This is a genomic window from Geobacillus zalihae NBRC 101842 (assembly GCF_001544135.1).
In the GTDB taxonomy this organism is placed as follows: Bacteria; Bacillota; Bacilli; order Bacillales; family Anoxybacillaceae; genus Geobacillus; species Geobacillus zalihae.
The window spans coordinates 1-21,237 of record NZ_BCPV01000046.1 but is presented as its reverse complement, the minus strand read 5'-3'; the positions used below and the strand labels follow the sequence as shown (position 1 = coordinate 21,237).

Genomic DNA, 21,237 nt, shown 5'->3' with positions numbered 1-21,237 from the left:
CCTCCCGGAATGATACTGCAAACGGCAGATGGCAAGGAAAAAGTCAGTTGTTTTTCACTGCTTGCTTTTTATACTTTTTCTTCGTTGCTTCCCCGCCGCGCAAATGGCGGATCGATTTATGGTAATCGAGAATTTGTTTGACTTCTTGGGCCAGTTCCGGGTTGATTTCCGGCAGCCGCTCGGTCAAGTCTTTATGCACGGTGCTTTTGGATACGCCAAATTCTTTCGCGATGACGCGAACGGTTTTCCTCGTCTCCACGATATACTTGCCAATCTTGATCGTACGCTCTTTGATGTAATCGTGCACACCACTCGCCCTCCCTAGGTTGGATGTGAGAAGTGAGAAGTGTGAAATGAGACTCGTCTTGCCACTGATGAGCGCCGCTTTCGTTGGATGTCTTAGAAGCGTCTTCATCGCGTCGCTTGCCGGTTGTGAACGATCCCCACCTCAACCACTCTCATTGCTGTTCAATTTGTAACATTTTATTAGACAAATCGGGCATATATACCAGAAATATCAAGGCGGACAACGGTTTTTTCACAATTTTTTGCGGTTTGTAACGGAGAGAAAATGGGAAACGACTATAATAGAAAAGTCAAAGGAGGAGCGAGAATGGGAAACGGAAAGACGATCGGCATCATTGCGGCGCTCGTGGGAGCAGCAGCGGCGAGTGCGTTGTTCATGTACACAAACAGCAGTGATCAACCGCAGGCGAAAGACGATTTGCTTGGCCCCGCTCCGGCCGGCAAACCAGCGCCCGCGGGCGGAAAAGGCATCATCGCCGGGACGCTGGAGCCGTCGCTCACGTACGAAAAGCAACACGATGCTTACGTGTTTACGTTTACGGTCAAAAACCAAACCGAACGCGTGCAAACGGTGACGTTTACGAGCTCGAAAAAGTATGACTACGTTTTATACCGCGATGGACAAAAGGTGAAGCAGTTCAGCGAAGGGAAGATGTTTGCGCAAATTTATGAGGAACGGCCGTTAAAACAGGGGGAAGAGCTGTCGTTTCAGGAAACGTTCCGCGACCTAGAGCCGGGGACGTATACGCTTGAGTGGTGGCTCGCTGATCCAAACTGGCCGAACGCGCGGGCGAAGGCGACATTTACGGTCGAGTGAAGGCGCTGCCGGTTTGCCTTCGCGGCTGTTGCCGCGCTCGCCATCCGGCGTCTAAATTAGGAAAACGCTCCTGTCCCGAGCGCTTTTTGCGGCCTTTTCCAACAGGAATTTCTGCATCGATGTTCTTTTTGCCCGCACTGCCACAAAAAGAGGGATGCTCACCCAAGGATGAAGCATCCCGTTGCAGCGCCGAAAAGATTTTCCCTGCATTAAGACAAAAAGAAAGCCCCGTACACAAGCGACAAGGCGATGACATACGCCGGGTGCAGGCGCCATTTGCCCAGCAGCAAAAAAGCGCTCGCGGCGGTGAGAAACGCCGTTTGGCCGAGCCCGGCCCCTTCGTACGATTCGCGGAAAAGGTCGATCGCCATAATCCCGAGCATCACGGCGATCGCTGGGCGGATGTAGGCGGTGAGCCGCTTCACTTGCGGCGCGTCTTTCCATTTGTACAAGAGCCCAAGCAGCGCCAACAGCAAAACGAGCGACGGAGCGACGCTGGCAAACACTCCGATGGCAGCGCCAAGGACGCCGGCTTGTTCGTATCCGATATAACCTGCCATTTTCGTCGCAATGGGGCCGGGAAGAGAGTTGCCAAGCGCCAGCACCTCGCTGAATTCGTTGACCGTCATCCAGCCGTAGCGGTCAACGACCTCGTGCTCGATGAGTGGGATGGAAGCCGGGCCGCCGCCGTAGCCGAGAATGCCGGGCCAAAAAAAGGCGAGAAACAGCTGCCAGTAGATCATGACGACGCCCTCCTTTCTCCGCCTTTGTCTCTATCCACCGCCTTCGGCTTGCTTCGGCCGACAAACGCGGCCGCAAGCAACACTGCGACCACAAGCGCCGGATGAAGGCCGAGCCACTGCAAGGCCAAAAAGCAGGCAAGAAGGAGCAGGGCGGCCGGCCGCCAGCCGAGGGCGGCGCGCGCCTGTTTGGCGAACTGCCACGTCATCTCGGCAAGCATGACGGCCACGACCGGCACGACCGCTTTGGTCATCCCAGCGACCCATGGTGTGTCTTTAAACGAGGATAAGGCGGCCAACAGCACGATCATCAACACGACCGTCGGGGCCGTCGTCGCCAACACGGCGTTCACTAAACCGAGCGCGCCGCCGACACGGTAGCCGATATAGCCAGCGAGCTTCGTCGCGATCGGGCCGGGCAAGGCGTTGGCAATGGCGAGAATTTCCGCAAACTCTTCATCGGTCATCCACCGGTATTTTGTCACCACTTCGGCGCGCACGAGCGGGATCGAGGACGGCCCGCCCCCGTACCCGAGCATGCCGACGCGGAAAAAAGCAAGAAATAAATGCCATTGGTTCATCGAAGTCATCCCTTTATCGTGAGTCTCACCAAGCGGCGACCGCCCCGTCCGTGCGCGGCTCCGTCCCGGCGGCAAGCACGCCGGTGTCAGGATCGCGCCAAATGATTTGCCCGCGGCCGAACAGTCCGCTGTCCAACGCCAAGCGGATGTCATGCCCTTTGCGGGCGAGCGCTTCGGCGATATGGCGCGGGAAGTGCGGCTCGACGAGCACCGTTTTTCCTTCCATCCACTGCCAGCGGGGAGCATCGAGCGCCGCTTGCGGGTTCAAGTCAAAATCGATGGTGTTCATGATCACTTGCAAATGCCCTTGCGGCTGCATAAATCCACCCATGACGCCGAACGGGCCGACCGGCGTGCCGCCTTTGGTCAAAAAGCCGGGGATGATCGTATGGTACGGCTTTTTCCTTGGCGCCAGCCCGTTCGGATGGCGTTCATCGAAGACAAAGTTATGGCCGCGATTGTGCAAGGCAATGCCCGTGCCTGGGACGACGAGGCCGGAGCCGAAGCCCATGTAATTGCTTTGAATATAGGACACCATATTCCCTTCGCCGTCGGCGGCGGCCAAATAGACCGTGCCGCCTTTGGGCGGCGTCCCCGGCTCCGGCGTGAGCGCCTCCGCGCCGATTTGCGCCCGGCGCATGGCGGCAAACGATTCCGACAACAGCTCGTCTGGGCTGCAGCTCATATAACGGCGGTCGGCGATGTACGCTTTCCCATCGGCAAAGGCAAGCTTCATCGCCTCGATTTGCCGGTGGTGCGTCTCGACATCCGGCACGCTCGGCACGTCAAACCCGTTCATGATGTTGATGGCCATCAACGCGACAATCCCTTGGCCGTTCGGCGGAATTTCCCACACCTCATAGCCGCGGTAGGAGACGGAGATCGGCTCGACCCATTCCGGTTCATACTCGGCGAGGTCGTCCGCCGCCAAAAAGCCGCCGTATTGCTTCGAGAAGGCGGCGATTTTTTCCGCCAGCTCGCCGCGGTAAAAGCTTTCCGCCTCCGTTTCGGCAATGGAGCGGAGCGTCGCCGCATGGTCCGGAGACGCCCACACTTCCCCGATCTTCGGCGCGCGGCCGCCCGGCGCAAACGTCGCAAACCACGAGGCGAACTCCGGCCCGTTCAGCGCTTCTTTGTACACCCGATAAGCGTTCGCCCAGTATTTGCCCAGCACCGGCGATACTGGGTAGCCGTTTTCCGCATAGGCGATCGCCGGAGCGAGCGTTTCGGCAAGCGGCAGGCGGCCGAAGCGCTTCGCCAGCGCCGCCCACGCCGCCGGCGCACCCGGCACCGTCACCGGAGCGAAGCCGTATTTCGGCATCTCCGTATAGCCGCGCTCTTTGAGCGCTCCAATCGAGATCGATTTCGGCGCATAGCCGCTCGCATTCAGCCCGTACAGTTTCCCATTCGTCCAGACGAGAGCGAACGCATCGCCGCCGATGCCGTTCGACGTCGGTTCGACAACCGTTAAGCAAGCAGCCGCAGCGATCGCCGCATCGATGGCATTGCCGCCTTTTTTCAACACCTCAAGCCCCGCCTGGGCCGCCAGCGGCTGCGATGTCGCCACAACGCCGTTTTTGGCGAACACCGTCATCCGCTGCGATGGGTATGGGTGGTATAGGTAGTCCATGGCCACGATCCCCTTTCTTTCGTTAAGTGAAGAATAAAACGTTTCACAAACGAAACTGTTTCCGTTTTCATTTATTTTAAAGGAAAGAGGGGGTTATTTCCATCCTTGTTCCCAAAAAATGAAAGAATATTCAAATCATAATTTTTGGCGGTTCATCACCGAAAGATGTACTGAACTTTTAGACACAAACATAACATCGTCCCTCCCGATCGAACAAAAAATAGCCATGACTTTTTGGGCACCTATCATGAAAAACGTTTTTTATCTTATGGTGAAGAGCTTTTTTGGCTGCCGTTTTTCCCACGTCTGACTTTAGAAGCGGCAAAGCAAAAAGACCCGCCCGCTTGTCTTGGCAAACGGACAGGCCTTTTCGTCGCGTTTTTCGTTTCCTCTTGCTCGACGCCTTGTCGATTACGCTCTTGCCATGCCGATCGAGGCGTCTGGCGTTTTGTAGGATGAAGCATCGTTGTTTTCGTCTTGATGGTTGTCGCTTGGCGTCGTCGAATGGTCGTCAGCCGATGGTTGTTCATTCGCTGGGTTTTCGTCTGTCGGCGCTGTTTCGTCACTCGGGATCAATTCTTTTTCTTTGCTCGTGGCGGCGCGATCGGTTCCCGTTTTGTCTGCCGCTTTGTCGGTCAAAGCCGTCAACGGTTTGTCGACATAGTCGATCGGGTTGACCGCCCGGCCGTCTTTGCGAATTTCAAAATGGACGTGGATGCCGGCTTCTTTGTTGAATTCGCTTTGCCCTGCCTTGCCGATCACTTCACCTTGTTTCACCGTGTCGCCGGCTTCGACTTTCACATCAGCGAGCGATTGATAGACGGTCGTGACCCCTTGTTCATGATTGATTTCGACAACATAGCCCAAAATCGGGTCTTTTTCCGCTTTCGTCACCGTGCCGCTTAAGGAAGCGGTGACATCAAACGTTTTGCCGTCTTGGCGCACAAGATCGATGCCTTGGTTCGGGTGGTACGTATGATCATAAAAGACGAGGGCTGCTTCCTGTTCTGCTTCCGATGCTTTGTCATCGTAGAATGGCGTTTTCACTTGCACCGCATTTGGATCAAGCACCGGCATCGCAATCGTTTCGACCGTTTCATTGACCGGAACAGCCGGATTTTCTTGCTGGGCGGTGCCGTTTTTCGCCACGTTGTCTCTGCCCGTATTCTCCTCTTTGCCCAATTGGAACCAAAGCGCACCAGCGACGATCAATGCGGCAGACGATAAATAGATCGCCGGAAATACCCAACGTTTGCGGAACAGACGCTTCAGCGACGATTGTTTTTGTTCCTCTCTCATGTTCATCACCTCAGCAACCATTTTGAACAGAAAGAGGAAAAGATATACACATAGAAAATAATTTTTTCACTTATTTTTTGACATTCGGCTAGATTTTATACAAAAAATGAGGGGCGTCTCCCTGCCGTTTGCCCCGAACATTTGACAGAAAACCGGGGCGGCAGAACCCCGGTTCATCCATTTTTCGCGGTCAATTTGTTTAAAAACGCCGTCGCCGACGAAATATGAACGCCGCGGTAATAATATTTGACGATGTCAGCGTACGTTTTCCCTTCTTTGGCCATAAAATTGGCGCCGTATTGGCTCATGCCGACGCCATGGCCGTAGCCTTTCGTCGTAATGATGATGTCATTCCCGCTACGCACCCAGGTGAAATCACTCGACGGCAATCCGAGCCGTTCGCGCACATCGCGGCCCGTAAACGTCTTGCCGCCAATCTTCACTTCGCCGACGCGTCGGCCGGGAGTGCGCGATACAATGACGCCGACTGAGCCGTCAGCGGGCAGTTCGACCCCCAGTCTTCGCTCGAATTCCGCCACTGGCATCGTTTTTCGCTGGTAAAACTTCGGGGATTGTTTGTCCCATGGGCTGGCGACGCTTTTTAAATACGGAAAATCGCTTTGCCAATAGGCTTCCGAATTTTCCGTATAGCCGTTGCTTGTCGAAAAAAACAGCGCCTCGATCGGCTCATTGTTGTATGTCAAAATTTGCCCTTGCGTGTCCATCACCGCTTTTGTCACTTTTTTCATTTTCCAATCGTAGTCGCTGCCCCATAGTTTTCGCAGTTCGTCATCGCTGTAATAGACTTGATGAGCCACCGTGTCGGTCACATTCGCTCCTTTTGGCAGGCGAAACGGCTGGTTGGCGAGCAATTGCTTCACGATGTACGTTCTTGCCGTCAACGCTTGCGCCTTTAATGCCTCGAGTTCAAATTCGGCCGGCATTTCCGCCGCAACGACGCCGATGACGTATTGCTCGAGGGGAATATGTTCGACGCGTTGTTCTTTGCTTCGATAGACCGCCACGTCGATGGACGGCCCTTCGGCTGCCTGCGACCGTTGGACTTGTTCTTGCTTGTGCAGTTGTTCGGCCAATTTGGCCACCTTCCCGTCATAAAATGGAAGAACGAGCGCCGTCGGAATGACGAGGATGGCGACAAACAGCGAGAGAGCGAGCGCCATCACCGGTTTCAGTCGTTTCACCATAGCCGAGCCCCCAATATGCATTTTCCAAGCACAAGCGGACATCGCGAATGAATGCCTGCGTTGGCTTCGGTTCGTTACTATAGTTATGGGCTCGGACAAGTATGTATGACAGTTTTCTTTCCAGCCAAAACCTTCATGAGCGCGTTTCGCACTCCGCCTAAAAGGCTGGTGAAAAACAACGGATTCGCTCAGTTTGTGAGAAATCGCAAGGAATGACGCTATGGTGTTGCAAGGTTTTTCCATTTGAGAAACACTGTTGGAGAACAGCATTTCCCCTTAAATCGCCATCCTGCTAAACATGAAGCCGTTGAAAAAAGTCGGTGACTGAATAGGGGGCGATGGAACAAGGGGGTTCTCGAAAGCACATGTTTCACCACCGTCGCGACTTGCTTCGCGCGATGCGATCAAGCTTATGGAGAAATTTCATCCTATTTCGCGCAGGAGACTCCCACTTCAACGACCAAAGGGAGTAAGTGGGAGAGGAATGCGCGTTCCCCCTTTCTTTTGTATATGATAGAATAAAGGCGTGGAGAAAACCGTTCAATAAAGGCACTCCAATCACGGCTACTCGATGTATGGAGTTGGTTGCAGGAAACGTTGCAACGTAAAACATCGAGCGTAGGTCCGTCTGTTGTGTGTGGAAGCCAAGTACTGCCAACAGACACACCGAGAGAATCGGTAACGATGCAGGCATGACCTGCGTCGTTGGGTAGTCGTCAACCTGCCCCCTGATGCAACCCCAAGTCAAGGAAGGAGGACGAAGTCCGTTTGCACTTCTGGGGAGTGGCAAGCCCCCACTTCAAGCGTTAGCTAAGTGGGGGTAGTTGACACAGACGGTCTTTCTCTGAGCTTCAAAACAGACCGTTAGGAACGAACGGTTGTTTTTTACCGTCCTTCGACGGTCGCCCGTGTTCCAAGAAAAAACGACCATTCCCTGCTCGAAGGCAGTTCACGGTCGTTTTTCGCTCTTTATCCGTTCCATTGGATCGTTTGAATTTGGTCGAATTGTTCCGTTTCTTCGCGGACGCGTTCAATGTCGGCCCCAAGCGCAGCCAACTTTTCGTGGAAGCGGACATACCCGCGGTCGAGATGACGAAGCTCGGTCACGCGCGTGTAGCCGTCCGCCGCGAGTCCAGCCAAAATCAACGCCGCCGCTGCGCGCAAATCGGTGGCCGCCACTTCGGCGCCTTGCAGCTGGCACGGGCCATTGATCATGACGGAACGCCCTTCAATTTTAATATCGGCGTTCATGCGCCGGAATTCCTCCACATGCATAAAGCGATTTTCAAACACCGTCTCGGTGATCATGCTCGTGCCTTCCGCTTTCAACAAGAGAGCCATCATTTGCGACTGCATGTCGGTCGGAAAGCCCGGATATGGCATCGTTTTAATGTCGACGGCTTTCAGCTTTTCCGGACCGATGACACGCAAGCCGCTTTCCTCTTCAATGACGGTCACGCCCATTTCTTCGAGTTTAGCGATCAGCGAGCCTAAATGTTCCGGAACGGCTCCTTGCACGAGGACATTGCCGCCGGTGATTGCCGCCGCCACCATAAACGTGCCGGCTTCGATGCGGTCCGGAATGACCGTATGCGTTGTGCCGACGAGCTCGTCAACTCCCTCGATTCGAATCGTTCCGGTGCCGGCGCCGCGCACTTTGGCGCCCATCGCGTTCAAAAAGTTCGCCAAATCGACGATTTCCGGCTCTTTCGCACAGTTTTCGATCACAGTCGTGCCCTCCGCGAGCACGGCGGCCATCATAATGTTTTCCGTCGCCCCGACGCTTGGAAAATCCAAATAAATTTTGGCGCCGCGGAGCCGTCCGTTCACTTCCGCATCGATAAAGCCATTGCCGACTTTCACAGACGCGCCCATCGCTTCAAATCCTTTTAAATGTTGATCGATCGGGCGCGAGCCAATGGCACAGCCGCCCGGCAGCGCCACGCGGGCTCGGCCGTTGCGCGCCAACAGCGGCCCCATGACAAGCACCGACGCGCGCATTTTTCGCACATATTCAAACGGCGCTTCCACCGTCAACGGACCGGTGGCATCGACGGTAACCGTCTCGTCGGCAATGTGCACATCGGCGCCTAAATAGCGGAGCACTTCACTGATTGTATATACATCGGAAAGAGCAGGCACATCATGAATCGTACTTGTTCCTTTCGTAGCCAATAAAGTGGCAGCGATGACAGGCAAAACGGCATTTTTGGCGCCTTCCACTTTGACGGTGCCGCTCAACCGGTTTCCGCCACGGACGATGATCTTTTCCAAGGTATTCCCCTCCGCGTCCAATTTCTCTATATTAGTATTCAATGGTAATGATTGGGGTTCCAACAACGACGCGCGTCTTGCCGCCCAATCTTTCCCTCAAGGCGAGTTGCAGGTTGACCGGCTGATGATGGGCGGTTGGGAGAACGTTCTTCCACTGCCCAGTATATGCAGACAGGGAAACGAGTGACTCTTCCCGCAGCCACTCGACAGGCGCCGCGTGGAAATCGCGAAGCAATTGAGAGGCTTGGTCGAACAAACCACCTTCCATATTACCACTGAACTCGCCTTCAATACAAGCGAAAAATGTAGAGTGATTCACAAATAGTCCGTTCGTCGTTTTTTGAATGTGCTGTGCTGCTTCTCTCCACCCAGCTTGGCTCCACGTTGGGCCGGTCGCTTCATAGAGGATATACGTTTGCGGCGTTCCATTTGTGACGGTCATCACGAGCTGGATTTGTTCACGAAAAAAGGAATGTTCATTCGTGCCGATCACTTTTTGCCAATGGCTCGTTTGGTGGAACGTCCAGCGGAAGGAGCGGTATGTTTGTTTGAACTCCGCCATTTTTTTGAAAAAGTCCGCATCATTTTGAATATCGTGGGCATACTCTCTTGTGTACACGACCCAGCGGCCGAGCGAGGCACCGTGTTGCGCCAATGTGTGCGCCATCATTTCCAACGGTTCGGACCATTCGTTCCCCCGCGCGCCTTCCGTCCGGTATTGCCCTGCGGCCAACAACAAGACCGCGGCGGCCAGCGCCATCAGCCAACAGATTGGATTTTTTCTCATCTTCGTTCCCTTCCTCTCCTTACTTGTTATTGTTGCCACCGTGCAAGGGAACATACGTCAAAAAAATCGACAACCGGCGATTTTTGAAATCGCTTTCATAAATAAACATCAAAGCGGAGGGCAAACAGCCGAGAATCCATGGAAGAAGGGGACGGGACGGGGAGCAAAGAGGCGGGGGCAAGAACGGATCGGCCGGACAGAGGGCGGGGCAAGCGGGCAGTTGGAGGGGGAGCCGAAGCACCACGGCGCCCCGGGCCTCCTATTCGCGGAACAAATACGGCAAATCGGTTGACCAAGCCCAATAGTCAAGGAAAAAGTTCGCCACCGTCGAGCCGATGGCAATCGTCAATAAAATGTACAGCAGCCGCCCTTGGACGACGCGGTTCGGCCGAAGCAGCACCTCGAGCCGCACCGCCTGCAGCGTCCACCACGTCACCGCTAGAAACGCCAAATGAACGATAATCGAAATCAACGCTTGTTGGCCGATGACCGGCATCATCAAGTTTCACCTCTTTCTCAAGCATATGTGAAACGGCGCATACGAAGCATTTCCTCTTTTTCGGAACGCGGCGCGCAGCCAAAGCACTTCATGCGTTTCGAAAACAGATTAAGCGTCGCATGACAAGCTCTTCTCCCCCGAAACAGCACCGGCCGCACATCCAAGGTGCTCCTCGTCCCGAAACAAAGCCAGCGGGATGAGCATTCCCCTCTTTCTATGAAAATGCGCAGGCCTTGAAACTTTCATGCTAGGTGGAAAGCAAACATGGCTCGATGGAGCTTTCCTGCGCAAAGCACGCAGCGCATCCCCTCCTTTCCAAACGAAGCCGGCGGCGCAAAAAAAGAGGAGAGGCATTCTCCCTCTCCCTTTATTCTACCGTTACGGCAAAAAATCGCCAAAATGCCCAAACTGGGCAAGCATATCGTAAGCAAGCCCCGGCGCCCAGCCGATCGCCAACGTTCCAAGCGCGCAAAGAACGACGGCGGTCGACAGCCCGGCCGGCAGCCGGCCAAGCGGCGCGGTGAACGTCGGGCGGAAAAAGAGCTGGACGATCAAATTGAAATAATACACGTACGAGATGACGGTCGTGATCGCCATCACGGCGGCGAGCACATAATGGCCCGGCTCTGTGACGACAAGGCCGATGAAAATATGCAGCTTGGCGATAAAGCCAGCTGTTCCTGGGATGCCGGCGAGCGAGAGCAAAAACAGCCCGAACGCCGCAGCCAGAAATGGGCGGTGCCGATATAAGCCGGCGAGCCCATCCAAATCATCGGATCCGGTTTCATTGACAATATGGGCAATAATGGCAAACGCCCCGATGTTCATCAACGTATAGACGAGCAAATACATCCAGAGCGAATCGATCATCGCCCATGACATCGCGGCAAACCCCGCGAGCAAGTAGCCGGCGTGGGCGATGCCTGAGTAGGCGAGCAGCCGCTTTAAACTCCGCTGCCGAAGCGCCACGACGCTGCCGATGATCATCGTCAATCCGGCTAACACGGTGATGATCGGCTGCATCGACAAAAGAAGCGATGACGGATCCCGCCCTTCTGCCGGCGCCGCGGCAAAGATCGTCACCAGCAAACGGAGAAGAAGGGCAAAGCCGGCCGTTTTCGACACGACGGCAAAAAACGCGGTCGCTGGAACGGGCGCTCCTTCGTACACGTCCGGCGCCCACATATGAAACGGAACAGTCGCCAGCTTAAACGAAACGCCGATGAGCAAAAGCAGAAACGCCAAAGCAAGCATGTACGGCTCGTTCGTCTCCTGCAAGCGGCGCGCGATGCCGCCGAGATTCGTCGTTCCGGTCAAGCCGAACACATAACTCATGCCAAACAGCATGATGGCGGTGGCGATGCCGCCATTGATGACGTATTTGAGCGCCGCCTCGTTCGATGCCGGCGCCGTTTTGCGCAAACCGGCCAAAATGTAGGACGACACCGAAAGCAGCTCAAGGCTTACAAATAATGTAAGCAAATCGCCGCTAGACGCCATCATCATCGCCCCAAGCAGCGCAAACAACATCATATAGGCAAACTCGCCGCGGTGCGGACTGCCTTCTTTCGGCGCCCATTCGGCCACTAAAAGCAGAGCGAGCGCTCCGCCAGCCAGCACAACGAGCTTGAACGCTTTGGCGAACGCATCAAGCCGGAACGTATCATGCAAAATCGATGCCGACTCGGCCGGGATCATCGCCGCTGTCGCGATCATGGCGAGCGCTGCCGCCGCCGCGGCGCCCCAAGCAAGCGGCCGGCGGCTTCGGCTACTTGGCAGCGCCAAGTCCATCACCAACAGCGTTATGGCGGCCGCGAGGACGATCCATTCGGGCGCCATCATGCTCCAATCGGATTGCCATACATCGTTCATGTGATCAACCCCCTAGCCCGTTCATCATCGTCTTGACGACGGCCGTAAGCGGCGCGGCCAATAGCTGCGGATAGACGCCGACGGCCACGATCAACGCGACGAGGATGAACGCCGGCACAGCTTCTTTTCCTTGCAAGTCAACGACGCCCCCTTGCGGTTCACCGAGGCTTGCCGCAGATGCTTGCGGCTCACGCGAACTCACGACCGCTTCCCGCCGGTCGCGGGGGCGGCCGAATGTGATATCAAGGACGGCTTTCAGCGAGTAGACAGCAGCGAAGATCAAGCCAAGCGCCCCCACGGCGGCAAGGGCCGGCTTCGTTTGAAACAGCCCGAGGAACGACGTGAATTCACCGACAAATCCCGCCAGCCCCGGCAGACCGAGCAAGGCGAGCGCCGCTGTGAGCAAATACCCGGAAAAGAGCGGCATCGCTTTCGTCAGTCCACCAAGCCGGTTGATGTCCGTTGTTCCCATTCGATGAGCGAGCACGCCGACAAGCAAAAACGACAAGGCCGAGATGAGTCCGTGAGCCACCGATTGCAAGACCGCTCCTTGAATGCCGGCCTCATTCAACGCGCCGAGTCCGATGAGCACGACCCCCATGTGCGACACACTCGAGTAGGCGAGCACGCGCTTCAATTCGCGCTGGCGAAGCGCCAACAGCGCGCCGTACAGCACGTTGATGACGCCAAATAGAGCGAGAACGCCGGCAAACGAGCGGAACTCATCCGGAAACAAGCCGACCCCGAAGCGAATCATCCCATACGCTGCGATTTTCAACAACACCCCGGCATGAAGCATCACCACCGGCGGCGGCGCTTCGACGTGGACGCGGATGATCCAGCGGTGGAACGGAACAGCCGGCAGCTTGACGGCAAATGCCAACAACAGCCCGCCGAGCAGCCAGCGACGCCCTTCCTCCGTCAGCGGCGCAATCAGTTGCCCTTCCGCCGCTGGATTATGTAACATTTCATGAAGCAAGGCAAAGTTCGCTGTTCCAGTTCGGGCAAGCAGCACCGCGATCACAACAAGCAGCAAAGCCGAGCCGAGCCCGTTGTACAACAAGTAGCTGTACGCCGCCCGCTCGCGCTCAAACCCGCCCCACTTGCCGACAAGCAAAAACATGGCGACCAACGTCACTTCTAAGAAGAGGAAAAACCAAACGAAATTGGCGGCGGAAAATACGCCGAGCATGCCAATCTCAAGCGCCAGCAGCCAGAGAAAATACCCTTTTTTCTCCGTTTTGACAAGCATCGACGCCAAAGCGGCCAACGTCGCCAACACCGCGGTCAGAACGATAAAGACAAGCGACAGCCCATCGATGCCGAGCTCATAGCGGATCACATACGCCGCGTCCGTCAAAAATGGCAGGTCAGTAAGCCGCACCCAGTCCCGTGCTTCGTCGAGCCGCTCGAGGCGAAACCCGCGCCCGGACTGAATGAAAGCAAACAACGCCAAAATGAGCGGCGGTACGGTGGCAGCCGTTCCGAGCCATTGAATCATTCGTTCATCCGTTTTGCGGACAAACATCAGCAACACGATGCCTAACAGCGGCGAAAAGACGAGCAGCGATAAAAACATCATAGCCAGTACCCCCCTGTTAAGGCGAAAATGACGACCAAAATCGCCAATCCGGCCACCGTCACCGCCCCATACGTCTGCGCCTGCCCGTTTTGCCCGCGCGACCCAGCCGAGGCGGCCGCGCCGACAATGCCGGCGGCAAGCCGGGCGAGCCCTTCAACAAGGAAGCGGTCGACATACGTCAACAGGCGGCTGATCCATGACACAAGCGACACGACCGTCAAACGGTAAATGTCATCGATGTAGTAATGACGGCGCAGCAGCTCATCAACATACGGAACACGCGCGGACAGCCAATCGCGCGGCATTTTCTGCGCCCCGTACATCAGCCAAGCGAGAAAAATCCCTGCAAACGACACGATCGTCGCCAAAACAGCGATCCATCCCGGCGCCGCTTCATGACGATACGCTCCATCCGTCAACCATTCGCCAAGGAACGAGCCAAACCATGGCGTTTGCATGTATCCGGATGCAATCGACAGCACGCCGAGCACAAGCATTGGCGCCACCATCGAGGCTGGCGCATCATGAGCATCCTCATGATGCCGCGCTTTGCCGGCAAAGACGAGGAAAAAGAGCCGGAACATATAAAACGACGTCAACAGCGCGGCAGCGACCGCGAGCCAAAAGAGGAGGCGCGGCCCGTTCGTCCAGGCGGCGGTCAAAATTTCGTCCTTGCTGAAAAAGCCGGCGAATAGCGGAACCCCGCTGATCGACAGCGCCCCAATGAGGAATAGCGGCGCGGTCCATGGCAGCCGCCGCCAAAGCCCGCCCATTTCCTCGATGTTTTGCGTACGGACGGCATGAATGACGCTCCCGGCGGCCAAAAAGAGGAGCGCTTTAAAGAACGCATGCGTCGTCAAATGGAAGATGGCCGCGACATAGCTGCCGGCGCCAAGCGCCAACATCATATAACCGAGCTGGCTGATCGTCGAATACGCGAGGACGCGCTTAATGTCCGTCTGCACCAAGCCGATCGTCGCGGCGAAAATGGCCGTCACCCCGCCGATCGTCGCCACAGTCATCATGGCTGCATGGCTTGCCTCATACAGCGGAAACAATGCCGCCACAAGGTACACACCGGCCGCCACCATCGTCGCAGCGTGGATGAGCGCCGACACCGGCGTCGGGCCTTCCATCGCGTCTGGAAGCCATGTATGGAGCGGAAATTGCCCCGATTTGCCGATGGCGCCGATGAAAATCAAGATCACAGCGAGCGTCGTCATCCCCGGCGACAGCGTCCCGTCGCCGACGGCGCGGAAAATGTCGTCGTAATCAAAGCTGTGCGTTTGCCAAAAGAGCAACATCATGCCGATGAAAAAGCCAACGTCGCCGATGCGCGTCATGATGAACGCTTTTTTCGCCGCCGCTTTTGCTTCTTCCTTATAGAAGTAAAAACCGATCAGCAAAAACGATCCAAGCCCGACGAGCTCCCAAAAGATGTACGCCTGCAGCAAATTCGGCGACAGCACAAGACCGAGCATCGCAAACGTAAACAGGCCCAAATACGCGTAAAAGGTGGAAAACCGTTCATCGCCAGCCATGTACCCTTGCGAATACACATGGACGAGCCAGCTGACGAGTGCGACGACGACGAGCATCCAAGCGTTTAGGGCGGTGGCGGAAATCCCGACCGTCAACGTCACGCCGCCTATCGTCATCCATGTCCAGTTTGCCTCATACGTCGACCCGCCAAGGCGGTCCACAAGCACCGCGAGCGCCAAAAGCAGCGACAAGAACGCCGCGGCGATGCCGACATAGGCGCTTCGCTGTTTCCATCTCCGTCCGAACAGCAGCAACAGAATGAACGAACCAAGCGGGAACAGCGGCACGACCCAAGCTAGGTTCATCATCGTTCCCATCCCCTTCTCTAATGTTTCAACGAATTGGCTTCATCGACTTGAACCGTCTTCCGGCTGCGGTAAAAAGCGATGAGCGCAGCTAAGCCGACGGCTGCTTCCGCCGCCGCCACGGCGATCGCAAACAGCGCGAACACGTGCCCGTGAACGCTGGGATGGGCGCCGTATTTGGCAAACGCGACGAAATTGATGTTGGCCGCATTTAACATCAGCTCAATGCAGATGAGCACAATGACCGTATTCCTCTTCGTGAGCGCCCCGTACAGCCCAATGCAAAACAAGATCAGCGCCAACGCTAAATAGGCCGATAATGTCATTCGTCTTCCGCCCCCTTGCCGTCTTTTTTCGCCAACACGATCGCGCCAATTAAGGCGACAAGCAAAATGACGGACACGATTTCAAACGGAATCGTATAATACGAGTAAAGCGACTTGCCGATCGCCTTCGCGTTGTCGCCCGAAAGCGCGCTGCCGTCAGCGCCGAAGTCGAGCTGGCGGATGCCGAAGTAGACGGCAAGGCCGAAGGCGATGACGGAGAGGGCGGCAACCGCTTTATGCCAGACGCCGCCGGTGGTTGGGCGCTCCCTTTCGTCTGTGTGATGGCGCGTCAGCATGATCGCAAACAGCATGATGATCGTGATGGCTCCGGAATAGATAAGCACTTGCACAACAGCGACAAATTCGGCGGACAACAGCACGTACAGCCCGGCAATGCCTACAAATGTCATGACGAGGGCGATGACCATATGGACGACGTTCGTCAGCTGGAGCATCGTCACTCCCCCGGCAATCGCCGCGAGGGCGAGCAAGAAAAAGGCGATGTCCGTTCCGCTCACGGCTTATTCTCCCTTCTGATGTTCGTATCGTTTTCATCGAGCCAGGCCAAATCTTTATACAGAGCGTCGCGGCTGTATTCCGCGAGCTCAAAGTTGTTCGTCATGACAATCGCTTCCGTTGGGCATACTTCCGTGCACAAATCACATAAAATGCAAATTTCAAAGTTGATGTTGTACGTCTCAATCACTTTCCCTTTTTTCGTCGGATCGGGATGTTTTTTCCCGGTCAGCTGGATGCATTCGGTCGGGCAAATGTTGACACACTGGTTGCACACGATGCATTTTTCGGGATAAAATTTCTGGATGCCGCGAAACCGATCCGGGAGCGGGAGCGGTTCGTGCGGGTAATCGTACGTCACTTTTTCGCGCGTCAACTCTTTTAACGTATACGCCAATCCTTTCATCAACCCAATCATCCGTCTTCTACCCCTCTCATGGGAAAAGTGGCGTTCCGACACGACCTCTGCCCGAAGGAGGAGGCCATGCTCATGGGCGGCTGCCCCCTTCCTGGCAAGACAAGTTGCTTTGTTCCTTTAGAGGACTGGTGAAAAACGACCGATTTCGCCGAATCCGTTGCTTTTGGGTGAAAGAGAGGCGTTGATTTTACAGGACTTCTCAATTTGAGAAGAGTCCGTTTTTCGCGACTTTTCACTAAATCACCGGCCTTTTAGAAAAACCACGCTTTCACGACCGCCGTCAGCACAATGTTGACGAGCGAAAGCGGAAGCAGCACTTTCCAGGCGAACTCCATCAGCTGGTCGGCGCGCACGCGCGGAAATGTGGCGCGAAACCAAATGAGGACGAAAACGACCGCACAAAACTTCAGCGCAAACCAGACCGCGCCAGGAATCCAGCCGAGAAATGCGACCGGATGCCAACCGCCGAGAAACAAAATCGTCACAAGCGCCGCCATGGCGAACAAATACACATACTCGGCGAGCATAAAGAACGCCCAACGGAACCCGGAATATTCGACATGGAAGCCGGCGACGAGCTCGGACTCCGCCTCCGGCAAGTCAAACGGCGTCCGGTTCAACTCGGCCACCGCGGCAATGAGGAAAATCAAAAACGCCAACGGCTGGGCGAAAATGAACCAGACGTCTTTTTGCGCCGCAACGATGTCGACTAAATTCATGCTTCCAGCCAAAAGCACGACGCCAAGCGCCGACATGACGAGCGGAATCTCATAGGAAATCATTTGCGCGGCTGCCCGCATGCCGCCAAGCAGAGCGTATTTGTTGTTTGACGCCCAGCCGCCGGCGACAACGCCGATGGTTGTCAAGCCGGAAACGGCGATGTAATACAAAAGGCCGACGCCGATATCGGCAAACCGAAACGAATCGGTAAACGGCAATACCGCCAGCACCATAAACGACGGCGTAAAGGCGATGATCGGCGCCAACACGTACAGCGGGCGGTCAGCGGCTTTCGGAATCGTATCTTCCTTTAGCAGCAGCTTTAATACGTCCGCGACCGTTTGCAAAAGCCCGAAGCGGCCGCCGACTTGGTTCGGCCCGATGCGCCCTTGCATAAACCCCATCACTTTCCGCTCAGCCAAAATGCCGTATGTGACAAAGGCGAGCACGACCGCCAAAAGCAGCGCCCCAAGCCCGAAAAACAGGGCGATGTTCGACCAACTTGGCGTCGATTCAAGCCATTGCTCCATCATCCATCGACCTCCCCGAGCACAATGTCAATCGACCCGAGAATGGCAATGACATTGGCCAAGTTTTGCCCTTTGAGCAACTTCGGGAGTATTTGCAGATTGTAAAACGACGGGCGCCGGAATTTGAGGCGGTACGGCTCCTTTTTGCCGTCGCTCGCAATATAGCAGCCGATCTCGCCGCGCGGCGCCTCGATGCGGACGAACGTCTCGCCCGGCGGCGCTTTTATGATGCGGGGCACTTTTCCCATGATCGGCCCCTCAGGCGGAAATTGCTCGCACGCCTGCTCGATGATGCGAAGCGACTGTTCGATTTCCGCCATCCGGCATTCATAGCGGGCAAGGCAGTCGCCGCCATCGCGCACCGGCACGTCAAAATCAAAGCGGTCATAGATCGAATACGGTTCATCTTTGCGCAAATCCCATTTGACGCCGGTCGACCGCAAGTTGACGCCGCTGAGCGAATAGCTGATCGCCTCTTCTTTCGTATACCGCCCGACGCCGGTGACGCGCTGGCGGAAAATTTCATTGCCAGTGACAAGCTCATGATAGCCGTGAAGTTTCTCCCGCATGTACGGAACGAACTGCTTCACTTTGTCAATCCAACCGTCCGGCGCATCCCATTTGACGCCGCCGATGCGCATATAGTTGAACGTCAGCCGCGCTCCAGACAGCTCATTTAATAGATTAATAATCATTTCGCGTTCGCGGAACGCGTACAAAAACGGGCTCGTCGCACCAAGATCGAGCAAATACGTCCCCCACCAGACGAGGTGGCTGGCGATCCGCCCGAGCTCCATGGCGAGAACGCGCAAATATTCGGCCCGCTCCGGCACTTCAATGCCCATCATCGTTTCGACCGCATGGCAAAGCACATAGTTGTTCGTCATCGCCGACAAGTAGTCCATCCGGTCGGTGTACGGGATGATTTGCGTATATTGCAGCCCTTCGGCGATCTTTTCCGTTCCGCGATGCAAATAGCCGATGACCGGCGTCGCCTCTTGAATGATCTCGCCGTCAATTTTTAAAATGAGGCGGAACACCCCGTGCGTGCTCGGGTGTTGAGGGCCGACGTTTAAAATCATTTCTTCTGTGCGCAGCATCATCTACACCTCCGCATCATACGGCTCATAATCTTTGCGCAGCGGATGCCCAACCCAGTGCTCCCCAAGAAAGATGCGGATTAAGTTCGGGTGGCCGCGGAAACGGATGCCAAGCAAATCGTACGCTTCGCACTCCGGCCAGTTCGCCCCCGGCCAAAGCGGAACGAGCGAATCGACTTCCGGGTTGTCGCGCTCGATTTTGACTTTCAGCGCCACCGGCTGCCGGTTTGGATAGGAATACAAATGGACGTACACTTCCATATGCGTCTGAAAATCGGTTCCGTGCAGCTCGGACAAGTAGTCAAACCGGAGCTGTTCATTGTATTTTAAAAACTCGGCTACTTTGTAGTACGCCTCTTTGGGAACAACAAGCGTCGGCACGTCTTTCGCCAGCCGGTTGATATACGCGTCTTCGAGCACATCCGGCCCGAGATGTTCCTCAATGATCCGGACATATTTTTGTAGCAGCGGATCGTTCGGCGATGAAGCAGATGGCTTCGCCGCCCCGCCATCCTCCCCAGCGGCTGCGGCCTTCGCCCGGGCAGCCGCGGCCGCTTTCGCTTTCGCCGCCGCGATCGCCTTTTGTTTCGCCTCATCGTCGGCAGCATCGCCTTGCTGCTTCGCCAAGGCCGCCGCACGCGCTTTTGCCGCGGCCGCGGCTTTCGCTTTTTGCTTCGCCAGCTCGTCATCGCTTCCCGCCGCTTCAGCGGCTTTTTGTTTGGCTAATGCAGCAGCTCTCGCCTTCGCGGCCGCAGCTGCCTTTTTCTTCGCCAACTCAAGATCATCCTCCGCACCGCTTTCCGCCGCCTCGCGCTGTCGCCGCAACTCGGCGGCCTTGGCTCGCACCTCTTCGGCAACTCGTTTTTTCGCTGACGCGATGTCTTCAGCCGATGGCGGCTGCGCCGCGCCGCCCGGCGCTTCATTTGCCGGGCCGTCGGATACATCCGAAGAAGGATTCAAATCATCGCTTCGGGCGTCACCGGTTTCAGCGGCTTGCTTCGCCTGTTCTGCTGCTTGCTTGGCCGCAAGCCGTTCGCGCGCCAGCTGTTTTGCCCGCTCGGCTGCTTCTTTTTTTCGCTGGGCCAAATCTTTTTCTTCATCCATCGGTTACAGCACCTTCTTCCCCGTTTTGGCTTCCAGTCGGATTTTTTCTTTTAATTTATGAATGCCGTAGATGAGCGCTGCCGGGTTCGGCGGACAGCCTGGTATGTACACGTCCACCGGGACAATTTGGTCGACGCCTTTGACGACGCTGTACGATTTGACGTACGGGCCGCCGGCTGTCGCACACGAACCCATGGCGATGACCCATTTCGGTTCGGGCATTTGGTCATACAACCGGCGCAAGAGCGGCGCCATTTTTTTCGTCACCGTGCCCGAGACAATCATGACGTCCGCCTGCCGCGGCGAGGCGCGGAAAAACGAACCGAACCGGTCGAGGTCGTAATGGGCGCCGCCGACCGCCATCATCTCGATGGCGCAACAGGCAAGGCCGAACGTCAACGGCCAAAGCGAACTGCTTCGGGCCCATCCTTTCAACTGTTCCAACGTCGTCAAAAAGACGTTTCGCTTCACTTCTTCCATTTCGACGCCAGAAAAACCCTCCCATTTCACATCCATCGTAACACCTTCTTTTTCCAAGCATAGATCAAGCCAATGGCAAGCAAAACGATGAACATGATCATTTCCACCAACGCGAACAAGCCGAGTTGGTCATAGACAACAGCCCACGGGTACAAAAACACCGTCTCGATATCGAAAATGACAAACAGCAAGGCAAATAGGTAGTACCGAACTTGGAACTGAACGCGCGAGTCGTGAAAGGGATTGTTACCGCTTTCATAAATTGTCGCCTTTGCATCACTCGGCACGTGCGGCCGCAGCCACCGCCCGGCCGTGAGCGCCCCGATCGGCAGCAACACACCGAGGCAAAGGAAGACGAAGATGATCAAATAACTGTTTGCATAGATGTTGCTCAACCAGCTCGCCCCCTTCCGGTTTACTACATACGTATGGTGTTAATGATGAAATTTTTCAATAATTCCTTCGATTTCATTATAACATTTATATCCAGCCGTGTCAGCAAAACTTCAAGTTAACACTGTCAACACGGTATCCATTCATGTAAGCGCTTCATCTTTGTTGAAACGACGGAATGCGAGGAACGAAAAAAGAGAGAGCGTTTGCC

Annotated in this window: 21 protein-coding genes; 1 reads left to right on the top strand and 20 read right to left on the bottom strand. The window is 55.7% G+C overall.

All coding sequences use genetic code 11. The features are described 5' to 3' along the window. Nucleotides 1-43: 43 nt before the first annotated feature. On the bottom strand, nucleotides 44-307 hold the full coding sequence (spoIIID, locus tag GZ1_RS12645; RefSeq protein WP_008880665.1) for a sporulation transcriptional regulator SpoIIID: 264 nt from the start codon (nucleotides 305-307) through the stop codon (nucleotides 44-46). 306 nt (nucleotides 308-613) lie between these two features. Between spoIIID and GZ1_RS12640 the strand changes: the two genes are divergently transcribed. Continuing rightward, nucleotides 614-1,123 carry a BsuPI-related putative proteinase inhibitor gene (locus tag GZ1_RS12640; RefSeq protein WP_033006405.1) on the top strand — a complete coding sequence of 170 codons (510 nt, stop codon included), beginning with the start codon at nucleotides 614-616 and terminating at the stop codon, nucleotides 1,121-1,123. Nucleotides 1,124-1,332: 209 nt separating this feature from the next. On the opposite strand, the gene GZ1_RS12635 is transcribed toward GZ1_RS12640, so the two are convergent. From GZ1_RS12635 to GZ1_RS12540, 19 genes are all read right to left on the bottom strand, one after another. Further along, a complete protein-coding gene (locus GZ1_RS12635) occupies nucleotides 1,333-1,866 on the bottom strand; it encodes a chromate transporter (protein ID WP_060788592.1) in 534 nt (177 codons plus the stop codon). Continuing rightward, nucleotides 1,863-2,444: a chromate transporter gene (locus GZ1_RS12630; protein ID WP_060788591.1), complete on the bottom strand. Its 582-nt coding sequence runs from the start codon at nucleotides 2,442-2,444 to the stop codon at nucleotides 1,863-1,865. The genes GZ1_RS12635 and GZ1_RS12630 overlap by 4 nt, the downstream gene beginning before the upstream one ends. 25 nt (nucleotides 2,445-2,469) lie before the next feature. Further along, nucleotides 2,470-4,074: a gamma-glutamyltransferase family protein gene (locus tag GZ1_RS12625; RefSeq protein ID WP_060788590.1), complete on the bottom strand. Its 1,605-nt coding sequence runs from the start codon at nucleotides 4,072-4,074 to the stop codon at nucleotides 2,470-2,472. Nucleotides 4,075-4,485: 411 nt separating this feature from the next. After that, nucleotides 4,486-5,373 carry a stage II sporulation protein SpoIIQ gene (gene spoIIQ / locus GZ1_RS12620; RefSeq protein ID WP_025039092.1) on the bottom strand — a complete coding sequence of 296 codons (888 nt, stop codon included), beginning with the start codon at nucleotides 5,371-5,373 and terminating at the stop codon, nucleotides 4,486-4,488. A 173-nt stretch (nucleotides 5,374-5,546) separates the two neighbouring features. After that, nucleotides 5,547-6,578, bottom strand: coding sequence for a stage II sporulation protein D (gene spoIID / locus GZ1_RS12615; protein ID WP_060788589.1), 1,032 nt, complete (start codon nucleotides 6,576-6,578; stop codon nucleotides 5,547-5,549). Nucleotides 6,579-7,547: 969 nt separating this feature from the next. Then, nucleotides 7,548-8,852, bottom strand: a complete 1,305-nt coding sequence (gene murA / locus GZ1_RS12610) for a UDP-N-acetylglucosamine 1-carboxyvinyltransferase (protein WP_015376051.1) — start codon at nucleotides 8,850-8,852, stop codon at nucleotides 7,548-7,550. A gap of 31 nt (nucleotides 8,853-8,883) precedes the next feature. Beyond that, the gene (locus GZ1_RS12605; RefSeq protein ID WP_060788588.1) at nucleotides 8,884-9,639 is read right to left on the bottom strand and encodes a YwmB family TATA-box binding protein; all 756 of its coding nucleotides are present in this window, start codon (nucleotides 9,637-9,639) and stop codon (nucleotides 8,884-8,886) included. 259 nt (nucleotides 9,640-9,898) lie between these two features. Then, nucleotides 9,899-10,138 (bottom strand): DUF1146 family protein, encoded by a 240-nt coding sequence (locus tag GZ1_RS12600; protein WP_011232810.1) that lies wholly within the window; start codon nucleotides 10,136-10,138, stop codon nucleotides 9,899-9,901. Nucleotides 10,139-10,516: 378 nt separating this feature from the next. Continuing rightward, nucleotides 10,517-12,010 carry an NADH-quinone oxidoreductase subunit NuoN gene (gene nuoN, locus GZ1_RS12590; protein WP_060788586.1) on the bottom strand — a complete coding sequence of 498 codons (1,494 nt, stop codon included), beginning with the start codon at nucleotides 12,008-12,010 and terminating at the stop codon, nucleotides 10,517-10,519. A gap of 4 nt (nucleotides 12,011-12,014) precedes the next feature. Further along, nucleotides 12,015-13,592, bottom strand: a complete 1,578-nt coding sequence (locus tag GZ1_RS12585; RefSeq protein ID WP_060788585.1) for an NADH-quinone oxidoreductase subunit M — start codon at nucleotides 13,590-13,592, stop codon at nucleotides 12,015-12,017. After that, the gene (nuoL, locus tag GZ1_RS12580) at nucleotides 13,589-15,442 is read right to left on the bottom strand and encodes an NADH-quinone oxidoreductase subunit L (RefSeq protein WP_060788584.1); all 1,854 of its coding nucleotides are present in this window, start codon (nucleotides 15,440-15,442) and stop codon (nucleotides 13,589-13,591) included. The genes GZ1_RS12585 and nuoL overlap by 4 nt, the downstream gene beginning before the upstream one ends. A gap of 17 nt (nucleotides 15,443-15,459) precedes the next feature. Continuing rightward, nucleotides 15,460-15,765 carry an NADH-quinone oxidoreductase subunit NuoK gene (nuoK, locus tag GZ1_RS12575; protein ID WP_060788583.1) on the bottom strand — a complete coding sequence of 102 codons (306 nt, stop codon included), beginning with the start codon at nucleotides 15,763-15,765 and terminating at the stop codon, nucleotides 15,460-15,462. Next, on the bottom strand, nucleotides 15,762-16,283 hold the full coding sequence (locus GZ1_RS12570) for an NADH-quinone oxidoreductase subunit J (RefSeq protein ID WP_053414169.1): 522 nt from the start codon (nucleotides 16,281-16,283) through the stop codon (nucleotides 15,762-15,764). Before GZ1_RS12570 ends, nuoK begins: the two co-directional genes overlap by 4 nt. Next, complete coding sequence (gene nuoI, locus GZ1_RS12565; RefSeq protein ID WP_013146600.1) at nucleotides 16,280-16,699, bottom strand: NADH-quinone oxidoreductase subunit NuoI; 420 nt, start codon at nucleotides 16,697-16,699, stop codon at nucleotides 16,280-16,282. Before nuoI ends, GZ1_RS12570 begins: the two co-directional genes overlap by 4 nt. A 251-nt stretch (nucleotides 16,700-16,950) precedes the next feature. Beyond that, the gene (gene nuoH, locus GZ1_RS12560; protein WP_020755490.1) at nucleotides 16,951-17,952 is read right to left on the bottom strand and encodes an NADH-quinone oxidoreductase subunit NuoH; all 1,002 of its coding nucleotides are present in this window, start codon (nucleotides 17,950-17,952) and stop codon (nucleotides 16,951-16,953) included. Continuing rightward, nucleotides 17,949-19,049, bottom strand: a complete 1,101-nt coding sequence (locus tag GZ1_RS12555) for an NADH-quinone oxidoreductase subunit D (RefSeq protein WP_060788602.1) — start codon at nucleotides 19,047-19,049, stop codon at nucleotides 17,949-17,951. The genes nuoH and GZ1_RS12555 overlap by 4 nt, the downstream gene beginning before the upstream one ends. A gap of 3 nt (nucleotides 19,050-19,052) precedes the next feature. Further along, a complete protein-coding gene (locus GZ1_RS12550; protein WP_060788582.1) occupies nucleotides 19,053-20,153 on the bottom strand; it encodes an NADH-quinone oxidoreductase subunit C in 1,101 nt (366 codons plus the stop codon). A 3-nt stretch (nucleotides 20,154-20,156) separates the two neighbouring features. Beyond that, a complete protein-coding gene (locus tag GZ1_RS12545) occupies nucleotides 20,157-20,669 on the bottom strand; it encodes a NuoB/complex I 20 kDa subunit family protein (protein WP_011232822.1) in 513 nt (170 codons plus the stop codon). Further along, the gene (locus tag GZ1_RS12540) at nucleotides 20,660-21,028 is read right to left on the bottom strand and encodes an NADH-quinone oxidoreductase subunit A (RefSeq protein ID WP_015376058.1); all 369 of its coding nucleotides are present in this window, start codon (nucleotides 21,026-21,028) and stop codon (nucleotides 20,660-20,662) included. Before GZ1_RS12540 ends, GZ1_RS12545 begins: the two co-directional genes overlap by 10 nt. Nucleotides 21,029-21,237 lie beyond the last annotated feature (209 nt).

Coding starts and splice junctions, on each gene's coding strand:
- GZ1_RS12640 (WP_033006405.1), top strand. CDS start 614: ATGGGAAACGGAAAGACGATCGGCATCATTGCGGCGCTCGTGGGAGCA.
- GZ1_RS12635 (WP_060788592.1), bottom strand. CDS start 1,866: ATGATCTACTGGCAGCTGTTTCTCGCCTTTTTTTGGCCCGGCATTCTC.
- GZ1_RS12630 (WP_060788591.1), bottom strand. CDS start 2,444: ATGAACCAATGGCATTTATTTCTTGCTTTTTTCCGCGTCGGCATGCTC.
- GZ1_RS12625 (WP_060788590.1), bottom strand. CDS start 4,074: ATGGACTACCTATACCACCCATACCCATCGCAGCGGATGACGGTGTTC.
- spoIIQ (WP_025039092.1), bottom strand. CDS start 5,373: ATGAGAGAGGAACAAAAACAATCGTCGCTGAAGCGTCTGTTCCGCAAA.
- spoIID (WP_060788589.1), bottom strand. CDS start 6,578: ATGGTGAAACGACTGAAACCGGTGATGGCGCTCGCTCTCTCGCTGTTT.
- GZ1_RS12605 (WP_060788588.1), bottom strand. CDS start 9,639: ATGAGAAAAAATCCAATCTGTTGGCTGATGGCGCTGGCCGCCGCGGTC.
- GZ1_RS12600 (WP_011232810.1), bottom strand. CDS start 10,138: ATGATGCCGGTCATCGGCCAACAAGCGTTGATTTCGATTATCGTTCAT.
- nuoN (WP_060788586.1), bottom strand. CDS start 12,010: ATGAACGATGTATGGCAATCCGATTGGAGCATGATGGCGCCCGAATGG.
- GZ1_RS12585 (WP_060788585.1), bottom strand. CDS start 13,592: ATGATGTTTTTATCGCTGCTCGTCTTTTCGCCGCTGTTAGGCATCGTG.
- nuoL (WP_060788584.1), bottom strand. CDS start 15,442: ATGATGAACCTAGCTTGGGTCGTGCCGCTGTTCCCGCTTGGTTCGTTC.
- nuoK (WP_060788583.1), bottom strand. CDS start 15,765: ATGACATTATCGGCCTATTTAGCGTTGGCGCTGATCTTGTTTTGCATT.
- nuoI (WP_013146600.1), bottom strand. CDS start 16,699: ATGATTGGGTTGATGAAAGGATTGGCGTATACGTTAAAAGAGTTGACG.
- nuoH (WP_020755490.1), bottom strand. CDS start 17,952: ATGATGGAGCAATGGCTTGAATCGACGCCAAGTTGGTCGAACATCGCC.
- GZ1_RS12555 (WP_060788602.1), bottom strand. CDS start 19,049: ATGCTGCGCACAGAAGAAATGATTTTAAACGTCGGCCCTCAACACCCG.
- GZ1_RS12550 (WP_060788582.1), bottom strand. CDS start 20,153: ATGGATGAAGAAAAAGATTTGGCCCAGCGAAAAAAAGAAGCAGCCGAG.
- GZ1_RS12545 (WP_011232822.1), bottom strand. CDS start 20,669: ATGGATGTGAAATGGGAGGGTTTTTCTGGCGTCGAAATGGAAGAAGTG.